The 12188-nt window shown below is 57.2% G+C and carries 11 protein-coding genes and 1 pseudogene; 10 read left to right on the top strand and 2 right to left on the bottom strand.

The genetic code is table 11. The features are described from left to right. Window positions 1-104: 104 nt before the first annotated feature. Window positions 105-698 (top strand): annotated as a pseudogene (locus INF61_RS10305) (AraC family transcriptional regulator); the annotation flags it as partial. Here the strand turns inward: INF61_RS10305 and queD are convergent. Continuing rightward, window positions 683-1048 carry a 6-carboxytetrahydropterin synthase QueD gene (gene queD / locus INF61_RS10300; protein WP_006811776.1) on the bottom strand — a complete coding sequence of 122 codons (366 nt, stop codon included), beginning with the start codon at window positions 1046-1048 and terminating at the stop codon, window positions 683-685. The pseudogene INF61_RS10305 and the gene queD overlap by 16 nt on opposite strands. Before the next feature lie 303 nt (window positions 1049-1351). Here queD and cysJ point away from each other — a divergent pair, with 303 nt between their 5' ends. From cysJ to cysH, 3 genes are all read left to right on the top strand, one after another. Next, entirely contained in the window at window positions 1352-3157 is a 1806-nt protein-coding gene (cysJ, locus tag INF61_RS10295) for an NADPH-dependent assimilatory sulfite reductase flavoprotein subunit (protein WP_058689537.1), read from the top strand. Further along, window positions 3157-4869, top strand: a complete 1713-nt coding sequence (cysI, locus tag INF61_RS10290) for an assimilatory sulfite reductase (NADPH) hemoprotein subunit (RefSeq protein ID WP_015571717.1) — start codon at window positions 3157-3159, stop codon at window positions 4867-4869. The genes cysJ and cysI overlap by 1 nt, the downstream gene beginning before the upstream one ends. Before the next feature lie 99 nt (window positions 4870-4968). Continuing rightward, window positions 4969-5703: a phosphoadenosine phosphosulfate reductase gene (gene cysH, locus INF61_RS10285; protein WP_193547753.1), complete on the top strand. Its 735-nt coding sequence runs from the start codon at window positions 4969-4971 to the stop codon at window positions 5701-5703. Window positions 5704-5796: 93 nt separating this feature from the next. Here cysH and INF61_RS10280 read toward each other — a convergent pair whose 3' ends face one another. Next, window positions 5797-6840 (bottom strand): aminopeptidase, encoded by a 1044-nt coding sequence (locus tag INF61_RS10280; RefSeq protein WP_193547752.1) that lies wholly within the window; start codon window positions 6838-6840, stop codon window positions 5797-5799. A gap of 237 nt (window positions 6841-7077) precedes the next feature. On the opposite strand from INF61_RS10280, the gene cysG reads away from it, so the two are divergent. The 6 genes from cysG (at window position 7078) to ftsB (ending at window position 12169) form a co-directional block, all read left to right on the top strand. Next, window positions 7078-8436, top strand: coding sequence for a siroheme synthase CysG (cysG, locus tag INF61_RS10275; RefSeq protein ID WP_193547751.1), 1359 nt, complete (start codon window positions 7078-7080; stop codon window positions 8434-8436). A 9-nt stretch (window positions 8437-8445) separates the two neighbouring features. Then, on the top strand, window positions 8446-9354 hold the full coding sequence (cysD, locus tag INF61_RS10270) for a sulfate adenylyltransferase subunit CysD (RefSeq protein WP_006811770.1): 909 nt from the start codon (window positions 8446-8448) through the stop codon (window positions 9352-9354). Window positions 9355-9363: 9 nt separating this feature from the next. Beyond that, window positions 9364-10788 carry a sulfate adenylyltransferase subunit CysN gene (gene cysN, locus INF61_RS10265; protein WP_133983158.1) on the top strand — a complete coding sequence of 475 codons (1425 nt, stop codon included), beginning with the start codon at window positions 9364-9366 and terminating at the stop codon, window positions 10786-10788. Beyond that, window positions 10788-11393, top strand: coding sequence for an adenylyl-sulfate kinase (gene cysC, locus INF61_RS10260; RefSeq protein ID WP_015571713.1), 606 nt, complete (start codon window positions 10788-10790; stop codon window positions 11391-11393). Before cysN ends, cysC begins: the two co-directional genes overlap by 1 nt. 58 nt (window positions 11394-11451) lie before the next feature. Further along, the gene (locus tag INF61_RS10255; RefSeq protein ID WP_006811767.1) at window positions 11452-11778 is read left to right on the top strand and encodes a DUF3561 family protein; all 327 of its coding nucleotides are present in this window, start codon (window positions 11452-11454) and stop codon (window positions 11776-11778) included. Window positions 11779-11857: 79 nt separating this feature from the next. Beyond that, window positions 11858-12169, top strand: a complete 312-nt coding sequence (gene ftsB, locus INF61_RS10250) for a cell division protein FtsB (RefSeq protein ID WP_193547750.1) — start codon at window positions 11858-11860, stop codon at window positions 12167-12169. Window positions 12170-12188: the final 19 nt, after the last annotated feature.

Genomic DNA, 12188 nt, shown 5'->3' with positions numbered 1-12188 from the left:
TTTTAATTGATATGGCGTCGACCTAGATCTACACCTTTCTTTTGTTGGGGAGGGTCTGTTTTGTTTAAGTGTCTGGGTCTACACAGTAACGTGAGGAGACGCGGGAGCAGGTCTGGCTGGCGGGATTCTGGCTTAATTCGGGCCTTCAGGGAGAAGCCCGTGCGAACAACACCATCGATACCTCAAGCCTGGCGCTACAGTATAACCATGGTCTGCCGCGTCCGGTTTATTGGGTGCTCTGGCTCTGGCAACGTCTGCGGGGCGAGGTGCTGGTCAATGATAAGCGTGTCCTGCTTACGCGCCATCGCAATGGTTATCAGCTGTTGCTGCGTAATGTGGTGGTTTTTAATCCGCTCCTTTCCAGTGAAGAAGCCTTCATCCAGCGTTTTCGCCAGCAGTATCATTTACACCTGAAGGGAATGCGCGGTAAATGGCGAATTAAATGCCATCTGTTTGATCAGCACAACGGCGCGCTCTATCCGTTGCTTGAAGGGGTTGGCAGCGAAAGCGGCCCTGATGAAGAGATGTGGCGCTGGATAGCGCATAAAGCGCGTCCAACGCTTTCCGTACGCGATGAACGCCTTTATGACGGCTGGCAACTGAGTGAATCACTGGAGAGTAATGCGCTGGTGCTCTACGAGTTTACGCCGCTCGTGCCTCGTGAGACCGCAACGGAGGAGATTCACTCCCCGCGGTAGACGCAGCCTGCCGTGCAGGTCTCTTTGATCATCACCGCGCTCAGCAGCGGAACCAGCGGTTTCATCTGATCCCAAATCCATTTCGCCAGCACTTCGCTGGTCGGGTTTTCAAGGCCCGGAATATCATTCAGATAGTAGTGATCGAGACGATCGTAGGTCGGCTTAAACGCAGCCTTCAGTTCGGCAAAGTCCATGATCCAGCCCGTATGGGGATCGACTTCACCGGTGATTTCAAGACGCACCATAAACGAGTGTCCATGCAGGCGGCCACATTTGTGTCCGGCAGGAACGTGTGGAAGGTGGTGTGCGGCTTCGAAGGTGAAATCTTTAAACAGTGTGGTGGACATCATAGCTCTCAGGAATGCGGAAAAAACCGCCGCATAGTACCGGAAAGCACAATTTTTATCATTAACTAAAACGGCTCTGAACGGTCACCGCCTCGTATTCATGGTGTTTATCGGCCTTTATTGTTTTATTTCAAATAGTTATTTAATCGCTTTTATCGTTAAGAACGATAACTAAAACAGGTTAGTCCATTTGGTTATTTATTATTTCCATCCCTTCTTTAATTGTTATTATCCCCGCCGTTAACCTTATCTTCAGTTTGGATTTATTCGCTTAAAGTCCGCTTTGCTACTGGAACATAACGACGCATGACAACACAGGCCCCACCTTCAAATTTGCTTCCCCTTAACCCGGAGCAACTGGCGCGCCTCCAGGCCGCGACTTCCGATTTTTCACCCACCCAGCTCGCCTGGGTCTCCGGCTATTTCTGGGGAATGCTCAATCAGCAGCCGGGTGCTGTGGCTGGCGTCCCGCCAACGGCCGTTGAAATTCCTGCCATCACGCTTATCTCCGCTTCGCAAACGGGTAATGCCCGTCGTGTGGCCGAAGCGCTGCGTGATGACCTGCTCGCCGCGAAGCTGAACGTTAACCTGGTCAACGCCGGGGATTATAAATTCAAACAGATCGCGTCAGAAAAACTGCTGGTGGTGGTGGCGTCAACGCAGGGGGAAGGTGAGCCTGCGGAAGAAGCCGTCGCGCTGCATAAGTTCCTGTTCTCGAAAAAAGCGCCGAAGCTGGACGGCACCGCCTTTGCCGTCTTCGGCCTCGGTGATACGTCCTATGAATTTTTCTGCCAGTCCGGTAAAGACTTCGACAGCAAGCTGGCGGAGCTGGGTGCAGAGCGCCTGCTGGATCGCGTAGACGCTGATGTCGAATACCAGGCCGCCGCCGCCGAATGGCGGACGCGCATCGTTGAGGTGCTGAAGGCCCGCGTCCCGAAAGAGACGCCAGCGCAGGCCGCCGTTACCGCAGCGGGCACCGTCAACGAAATCCACACCAGCCCTTACACGAAAGAGGCGCCGCTGACGGCGAGCCTGTCGGTAAACCAGAAAATCACGGGCCGTGATTCGGAAAAAGACGTGCGCCATATCGAAATCGACCTCGGTGACTCCGGCCTGCGTTATCAGCCTGGCGATGCGCTGGGCGTCTGGTATCAGAACGATCCGGCGCTGGTGAAAGAGCTGGTCGAGCTGCTGTGGCTGAAAGGCACGGAGCCGGTCCAGGTGGAAGGTAAAACCTTACCGCTCTCTGAGGCGCTTCAGTGGCATTTCGAGCTGACGGTAAACACCGCCAATATCGTTGAAAACTACGCCACCTTAACGCGCAGCGAGTCCCTTCTGCCGCTGGTGGGGGACAAGACGAAGTTACAGCATTACGCCGCGACGACGCCGATTGTCGATATGGTGCGTTTCTCCCCGGCACAGCTGGATGCCGACGCGCTGATCGGCCTGCTGCGTCCGCTGACGCCGCGTCTTTACTCCATCGCCTCTTCACAGGCGGAAGTGGAAAACGAAGTCCACATCACCGTTGGCGTGGTGCGTTACGACATCGAAGGCCGCGCGCGGGCGGGTGGGGCGTCGGGCTTCCTGGCCGACCGCGTGGAAGAAGAGGGCGAGGTGCGCGTCTTTATCGAACACAACGACAACTTCCGCCTGCCGGCGAACCCGGAAACGCCGGTGATCATGATTGGCCCGGGCACCGGCATCGCACCGTTCCGCGCCTTTATGCAGCAGCGTGCAGCGGACGAGGCGCCGGGTAAAAACTGGCTGTTCTTCGGCAACCCGCATTTTACTGAAGATTTCCTCTACCAGGTTGAATGGCAGCGCTACGTCAAAGAGGGCGTGCTGACCCGCATCGATCTGGCCTGGTCCCGCGATCAGAAAGAAAAAGTATACGTACAAGACAAACTGCGCGAACAGGGCGCAGAGCTGTGGCGCTGGATCAATGACGGCGCCCACATTTATGTCTGCGGCGACGCCAATCGCATGGCGAAAGACGTTGAGCAGGCACTGCTGGAAGTGATTGCCGAATTCGGCGGTATGGATGCCGAAACGGCGGATGAATTTTTAAGTGAGCTGCGCGTAGAGCGCCGTTATCAGCGAGATGTCTACTAATGAGCGAAAAACATCCTGGCCCACTGGTGGTCGAAGGCAAACTGTCTGATGCCGAGCGCATGAAGGTAGAGAGCAACTACCTGCGCGGTACCATTGCCGAAGATTTAAATGACGGCCTGACCGGCGGTTTCAAAGGCGACAACTTCCTGCTGATCCGTTTCCACGGTATGTACCAGCAGGACGACCGCGATATCCGCGCCGAACGTGCCGAACAGAAGCTGGAGCCGCGTCATGCGATGCTGCTGCGCTGCCGCCTGCCGGGTGGCATCATCACCACCAAACAGTGGCAGGCGATTGACAAGTTTGCCGGTGAAAACACGATTTACGGCAGCATCCGTCTGACTAACCGTCAGACCTTCCAGTTCCACGGCATTCTGAAGAAAAACGTCAAGCCGGTGCACCAGATGCTGCACTCCGTGGGGCTGGACGCGCTGGCGACCGCCAACGACATGAACCGTAACGTGCTTTGCACCTCGAACCCGTATGAGTCCGAGCTGCACGCCGAAGCGTACGAGTGGGCGAAGAAGATCTCCGAGCACCTGCTGCCACGCACGCGTGCCTATGCGGAGATCTGGCTCGATCAGGAGAAAGTCGCGACCACGGACGAAGAGCCGATCCTCGGTCAGACCTACCTGCCGCGCAAATTCAAGACCACGGTGGTTATCCCGCCGCAGAACGATATCGACCTGCACGCCAACGACATGAACTTCGTGGCGATTGCCGAAAATGGCAAGCTGGTCGGCTTTAACCTGCTGGTGGGCGGCGGTTTGTCCATCGAGCATGGGAACAAGAAAACCTACGCCCGCACCGCGAGCGAGTTCGGCTTCCTGCCGCTGGAGCACACGCTGGCCGTGGCTGAGGCGGTGGTTACTACCCAGCGCGACTGGGGCAACCGTACCGACCGTAAAAACGCGAAAACCAAATACACCCTGGAGCGTGTAGGCGTCGAGACGTTCAAAGAAGAAGTGGAGCGTCGCGCGGGGATCAAGTTTGAGCCGATCCGCCCTTACGAATTCACCGGTCGCGGCGATCGCATTGGCTGGGTGAAAGGTATCGATAATAAATGGCACCTGACGCTGTTTATTGAAAACGGTCGTATTCTGGATTATCCGGGCCGCCCGCTGAAAACCGGTCTGCTGGAAATTGCTAAGATCCATAAAGGCGAGTTCCGCATTACCGCCAACCAGAACCTGATTATTGCCGGCGTGCCGGAAAGCCAGAAGGCGAAGATCGAGAAGCTGGCGCGCGATCATGGGTTGATGAATGCGGTTAAACCGCAGCGTGAAAACTCGATGGCCTGCGTGTCGTTCCCGACCTGCCCGCTGGCGATGGCCGAAGCGGAACGTTTCCTGCCGTCCTTCACTGATAAAGTGGAAGCGATTCTGGAAAAACACGGTATTCCGGACGAGCATATTGTTATGCGCGTCACCGGCTGCCCGAACGGCTGCGGTCGCGCGATGCTGGCCGAGCTGGGTCTGGTGGGCAAAGCGCCGGGTCGTTACAACGTGCACCTTGGCGGCAACCGTATGGGGACGCGCATTCCGCGTATGTACCGTGAAAATATTACGGAACCGGAAATTCTTGATTCCATCGACGAGCTTGTCGGGCGCTGGGCGAAAGAGCGTGAAGCGGGTGAAGGCTTCGGCGACTTTACGGTGCGTGCGGGCATCATTCGCCCGGTGCTCGATCCCGCCAGGGATTTCTGGGAGTAACACATCCTTTGCCCGGTGGCGCTTCGCTTACCGGGCCTACGGGTTTTGTAGGCCGGGCAAACGCAGTGCCGCCCGGCAAAACAGGCAAACGAGGTTCTTATGTCCGTACTCGATCTAAACGCCCTTAATGACCTGCCAAAAGTCGAACGCATTCTGGCCCTGGCAGAAACCAACGCCCAGCTGGAAAAACTCGACGCCGAAGGGCGCGTGGCGTGGGCGCTGGAAAACCTGCCGGGTGACTATGTGCTGTCGTCAAGCTTTGGCATCCAGGCGGCGGTCAGCCTGCACCTGGTGAATCGGATCCGCCCGGACATTCCGGTGATCCTCACCGATACCGGCTATCTGTTCCCGGAGACCTACCAGTTTATTGACGAGCTGACGGACAAGCTCAAGCTGAACCTCAAAGTTTACTGCGCGACGGAAAGCGCGGCCTGGCAAGAGGCGCGCTACGGCAAGCTGTGGGAACAGGGCGTTGAGGGCATTGAGAAATACAATGAGATCAACAAGGTCGAGCCGATGAACCGGGCGCTGAAAGAGCTGAACGCTCAGACCTGGTTCGCGGGCCTGCGCCGCGAGCAGTCCGGGAGCCGGGCAACGCTGCCGGTGCTGGCGGTGCAGCGCGGCGTGTTCAAAGTGCTGCCGATCATCGACTGGGATAACCGCACGGTGTACCAGTATCTGCAAAAGCACGGGCTGAAGTACCATCCGCTGTGGGATCAAGGCTACCTGTCGGTAGGCGACACCCACACCACGCGTAAATGGGAACCGGGAATGGCGGAAGAAGAGACACGATTCTTTGGGCTGAAGCGCGAGTGCGGGCTGCACGAAGGGTAATGTTTTTTCGCCCGGTGGCGCTGCGCTTATCGGGCCTACAACGGCACAAAACGTAGGCCCGGTAAGGCGTAGCCGCCACCGGGCTTAACGACATCAGGCTTTCCCCGCTTTCGCCAGCTCCTTCACCAGCGGCAGCATCACCTTCACGACATCCCGGCTGCGGTGCTCAATCCGCTGCGGCAGCGCTTTATCAATGTGCTGCTGATTATCCAGCCGCACATCATGCCAGCTGGTCCCGTCCGGAAAGGCTTTCGATTTGCTGCGCTGCTGATAGCCATCTTTTTTGCCCAGCGCCCAGTTCGTCGCCTCGACGTACAGCACCGGAATGCCCGTCTTATCAAACACTTCACCGTCATTACAGCAGCCTGTGCCTTTAGGATACTGCGGGTTACCGCCCGGATTTGTCGCGGCATAGACGCCATGCGTGCGGGCAAGCGCCAGCGCGCGGTCGCGGGTGAGTTTACGCACGCTGCTCGGTGTGCTCTGTCCGCTATTAAAATAGAGCTTATCCCCCACGATCAGATTATCGAGGTTAATCACCAGCAACGTATTTTTCTTCTCCTCAGCGCTCATGCGCTTAAGGAGATTCTCAGCTCCGAGTTTTCCTTCTTCTTCGCCGCTGGTCGCAACAAAGCGAATGCTGTATTTCGTCGGAATATTCTTCAGGCGTTCGGCCAGCTCAAGCATCACGCCCAGACCCGCCGCATTGTCATCCAGTCCCTGAAGCGTCAGCCCGCCGAGGTTATTATCGACATCGGCGTCGCTCAACGGCGTGTAGGTATCAAGGTGCGCCATAATAATAATCTGTTCAGCCGCCTTTCCTTCGTGCGCCGCAATGACCGTGCTGCCGGTTACGTTATGCCAGTTCTGCGTTTTATTGCGTGTGGTATAGATGTAGCGGCTATGGAAAGCGCGAATGTCGCTCTCATAGCCCATATCCGCAAATTGCTGACGGATATAGTCTGCCGAGAGCATCTCGGCTGGGGTTCCGGTCATACGGCCCGGAAAGACCGTCGCAATATGCCGCGCCTGCATACTGGCTATTTCACCGTAAGATTGATTTTTTGCCTGAGCCGGAAGGATAAAGCAAACGCCGAGCGCCAGGGCAACGAATCGGTGGCGCATTGCGGAAAACATAGTGAGTCCTTAAAAACAGAGCAAAATTTTAACCCGCATAGTATGAAACTGTGATCGGGTAGACACAATTTGAATTGCTCCTAAATGCCCGAAATTTCGCGTGTTAAGCACTTTTTGATATTTGCTTTTCCACGGCGTTATTCCATTGAGTAACTACTCATTCCAATTCGTAATTTCATTCGATCTAAGCCGCCCCCTATAGTCCCTTTATTCGTGGTTGTTAGTGAGTTGTTGCCTGTGGACTACCTCCCCCTTTTTGCTGCCTTAAAAGACCGACCGGTACTGGTTGTCGGGACGGGTGAAATTGCCGATCGCAAAATCGCCTTCCTGCAACGCGCCAGGGCGCAGGTGCAGATCGTTGCAGAGGCGGATTTTGAAGAGTCTCAGATCGACAGCGTGGTGCTGGTGATTGCGGCAACCGAAGATCGGGCGCTCAACCGCCGCATTTCCGACGCAGCTCAGGCCCGTCACCGTCTGGTGAACGTGGTAGACGACCAGCCGTTATGTTCATTTATCTTCCCGTCGATTGTCGACCGCTCGCCGCTGCTGGTAGCGATCTCCTCCGGCGGCACCGCCCCGGTGCTGGCGCGCGTGCTGAGAGAAAAAATCGAAGCGCTGCTGCCGACCAGCCTCGGACGCATGGCGGAGAAGGCCAGCTACTGGCGCAACCATTTGAAAACGCGTCTGACCAGCGTGACGGAACGCCGTCGCTTCTGGGAGCGTGTGTTTCGCGGCCGCTTTGCCAGCCTGATGCAGGCCGGTAACGAGACGGCAGCGCAACAAATTCTCGAAGACGAACTGGATAACCCCGGCAGTACGGGTGGGGAGATCATTCTGGTGGGCGCCGGGCCGGGCGATGCCGGGCTGCTCACGCTGCGTGGCCTCCAGGTTCTTCAGGATGCGGATGTCGTGTTCTATGACCACCTGGTCACCGACGGTATTCGCGAGCTGATCCGCCGTGACGCGGAGCAAATTTGCGTCGGCAAACGTGCCGGCGAGCACTCCGTGCCCCAGCACGACACCAACCAGATGCTGATTGCCGCCGCGAAAGCGGGCAAGACCGTGGTGCGCCTGAAAGGGGGCGACCCGTTTATCTTCGGTCGTGGTGGCGAGGAGTTGCAGGCGGCAGCTGAAGCGGGCGTCCCGTTCCAGGTGGTTCCCGGCATTACGGCGGCGTCTGCCGTCACGGCCTACGCCGGTATTCCGCTGACCCATCGCGATTACGCCCAGAGCGTGACCTTTGTGACCGGGCACTATAAAGCCGACAGCACGCCGTTTGACTGGTCGCATCTCGCCCAGAGCCGACAAACGCTGGCGATTTATATGGGCACGATGAAAGCGGCTGACATCAGCGAACAGCTTATTCAGCACGGTCGCGATGCGACGACGCCGGTAGCGGTGATCTCCCGCGGGACACGCGTCGATCAGCATGTCGCCATCGGCACCTTACAAGACCTTGCAACCCTGGCGAAAGACGCCCCAATGCCCGCCCTGATCGTGGTGGGAGAAGTGGTGCAGCTGCACAGCACGCTCGCCTGGTTCCAACACACAACCGACACAGAAGGCTTTGGCGCTTCTGTTATAAATTTGGCTTAAGGAACGGTTATGGACCAAAAACGACTTACTCACTTGCGGCAGCTCGAAGCGGAAAGTATCCACATTATCCGCGAAGTGGCCGCCGAGTTTTCTAACCCGGTGATGATGTACTCCATCGGTAAAGATTCCAGCGTCATGCTGCACCTGGCGCGTAAAGCGTTTTATCCGGGTACGCTGCCGTTCCCGCTGTTACACGTGGATACCGGCTGGAAATTCCGCGAGATGTACGAGTTTCGTGACCGTACCGCCAAAGCCTACGGCTGCGAGCTGCTGGTGCACAAAAACCCGGAAGGGGTGGCGATGGGCATCAACCCGTTCGTGCACGGCAGCGCCAAGCATACCGACATCATGAAAACCGAAGGGCTGAAGCAGGCGCTGAATAAATACGGTTTTGATGCGGCCTTCGGCGGCGCGCGACGTGACGAAGAGAAATCCCGCGCCAAAGAGCGTATCTACTCTTTCCGCGACCGCTTCCACCGCTGGGACCCGAAAAACCAGCGTCCGGAGCTGTGGCACAACTACAACGGCCAGATCAACAAGGGCGAAAGCATTCGCGTTTTCCCGCTCTCCAACTGGACCGAGCTGGATATCTGGCAGTACATCTACCTGGAAAATATTGAGATCGTTCCGCTGTATCTGGCGGCCGAGCGCCCGGTGCTGGAGCGCGACGGCATGCTGATGATGATCGACGACGATCGCATTGATTTACAGCCGGGCGAAGTGATCAAAAAACAGATGGTCCGTTTCCGTACTCTCGGCTGCTGGCCGTTGACCGGCGCGGTGGAATCCAGTGCGCAGACGCTGCCCGAGATCATCGAGGAGATGCTGGTGTCGACCACCAGTGAGCGACAGGGCCGCGTGATTGACCGCGACCAGGCAGGCTCCATGGAGCTGAAGAAACGTCAGGGTTATTTCTAAGGAGCCGCCATGAATACGACTATTGCCCAACAAATTGCCGATGAAGGCGGCGTAGAAGCTTATCTGCACGCCCAACAGTACAAAAGCCTGCTGCGTTTCCTGACCTGCGGCAGCGTGGATGACGGGAAAAGTACCCTGATTGGTCGTCTGCTGCACGACACGCGCCAGATCTACGAAGATCAGCTCTCTTCCCTGCACAACGACAGCAAACGCCACGGCACCCAGGGCGAAAAACTCGATCTGGCGCTGCTGGTGGACGGCTTGCAGGCGGAGCGCGAGCAGGGCATTACCATTGACGTCGCCTATCGCTACTTCTCTACCGAAAAGCGCAAATTTATTATCGCCGACACCCCGGGGCACGAGCAGTACACCCGTAACATGGCGACCGGCGCGTCCACCTGTGACCTGGCGATCCTGCTGATCGACGCCCGTAAAGGCGTGCTGGATCAGACTCGTCGTCACAGCTTTATCTCTACGCTGCTGGGGATCAAACACCTGGTGGTGGCAGTGAACAAAATGGATCTGGTGGACTACAGCGAAGCGCGTTTCGACGAGATCCGCCAGAGCTACCTGACCTTTGCTGAACAGCTGCCGGGCAACCTCGATATTCGCTTTGTGCCGCTGTCGGCGCTGGAAGGGGATAACGTCGCCTCTCAGAGCGCGAACATGCCGTGGTACAGCGGCCCGACGCTGCTGGAAGTGCTGGAAACCGTTGAAATTCAGCGCGTGGTCGATACCCAGCCGATGCGCTTCCCGGTGCAGTACGTGAACCGTCCGAACCTCGATTTCCGCGGCTTCTCCGGTACTCTCGCTTCAGGCTCCGTGAGGGTGGGTCAGCGCGTCAAGGTGCTGCCATCCGGCGTGGAATCGGCCATCGCCCGTATCGTCACCTTTGATGGCGATCTGGACGAAGCCGGGGCAGGTGAAGCGGTAACCCTGGTACTGAAAGACGAAATTGATATCAGCCGCGGCGACCTGCTGGTCGACGCGCAGGAAACGCTGGCGGCGGTGCAGGGCGCATCCGTGGATGTAGTGTGGATGGCCGAACAGCCGCTGACCGCAGGCCAGAGCTATGACATTAAAATCGCCGGCAAGAAAACCCGCGCCCGCGTGGACGGCATTCAGTTCCAGGTGGACATCAACAACCTGACCCACCGTGACGTGAGCGAGCTGCCGCTGAACTGCATCGGTCTGGTGGATATGACCTTCGACGAGCCGCTGGTGCTGGATCCGTATCAGCAGAATCCGGTGACGGGCGGGCTGATCTTCATTGACCGCCTGACCAACGTCACCGTCGGTGCCGGCATGGTCCGCGAGCCTGACGCACAGGCGAGCGTGACGTCTGAGTTCAGCGCCTTCGAGCTGGAACTGAACGCGCTGGTGCGTAAGCACTTCCCGCACTGGGGCGCACGCGATCTGCTGGGAGGCAAGTGATGGCCGCCCATGATGAGAACGTCGTCTGGCATCCTCATCCGGTCACCGTCGCCCAGCGCGAACAGCTCCACGGTCACCGTGGGGTTGTGCTGTGGTTTACCGGGCTGTCTGGCTCCGGTAAATCCACGGTGGCAGGCGCACTGGAAGAGGCGCTGCATCAGCAGGGGGTGAGCACCTACCTGCTGGACGGCGACAACGTGCGTCACGGCCTGTGCAGCGATTTAGGGTTCAGCGATGAAGACCGTAAAGAGAACATTCGTCGGGTAGGGGAAGTCGCCAGCCTGATGGCGGATGCCGGGCTGGTGGTGCTAACGGCGTTTATCTCACCGCACCGCGCCGAACGTCAGATGGTGCGTGAGCGCGTTGGGCAGAATCGCTTTATTGAAGTGTTTGTGGATACCCCGCTGGCAATCTGCGAAGCGCGCGATCCAAAAGGGCTGTACAAAAAAGCCCGCGCGGGAGAGCTGCGAAACTTCACCGGCATTGACTCGGTTTACGAAGCGCCTGAATCCCCTGAGATTCATCTGGAAGGCCAACAATTGGTAACAAATTTAGTAAGCCAATTATTAGACCTGCTCAGACGGGACGATATTATCAGATCCTGAGACGGTATCGTTCGGGAGCTGTCTTCCCGAGCGATGAGTCACGGTCACAGGATTAGCTATGCGCAACAGTGAAAACTACATGATTACCACCGGGTCGGAACCGTTAACGACCGACGACGAGACGACCTGGTCCTTCCCTGGGGCGATAGTCGGCTTCGTATCGTGGCTACTGGCGCTGGGTATCCCGTTTTTGATCTACGGTGGTAACACCCTCTTTTTCTTCCTCTATACCTGGCCTTTCTTTCTGGCGCTGATGCCCGTTGCGGTGGTTGTGGGCGTGGCGCTGCACTCCCTTTTCAACGGCAAGCTCCTGTATAGTACGCTCATCACTATCGCCACCGTTGTGGTCATCTTTGGCCTGCTGTTTTTATGGCTGATGGGCTAACTTACGGCATAATTAAAACCCCGCAGTAGAGTCCAGCGGAAAGTTATGGGATGATGATGCCGTTTTTTCAGGGGGCAGGATGGTTAAACTAACGCTGCTGTTGCTGGCTTTGCTGGTCTGGCTGCAATATTCGCTGTGGTTCGGCAAAAACGGACTGCACGACTACAGCCGGGTGAGCGATGACGTCGCGGCACAGCAGGCGACAAACGCCAAACTTAAAGCGCGTAACGATCAACTTTTTGCTGAAATTGATGACCTCAATGGCGGCCAGGAGGCGATTGAGGAGCGCGCACGCAATGAACTCAGTATGACTAAGCCGGGCGAAACGTTTTATCGCCTGGTTCCGGATGCGTCTAAACGCAATCAGGGCTCCGCACAAAACAATCGATAATCAGGCCCAGGATTACGAC

The sequence above is a fragment of the Enterobacter cloacae complex sp. P18RS genome (assembly GCF_014982105.1).
Lineage (GTDB): Bacteria > Pseudomonadota > Gammaproteobacteria > Enterobacterales > Enterobacteriaceae > Enterobacter > Enterobacter hormaechei_C.
The sequence above is the reverse complement of the archived record's forward strand: the minus strand, read 5'-3'. Positions and strand labels throughout refer to the sequence as shown.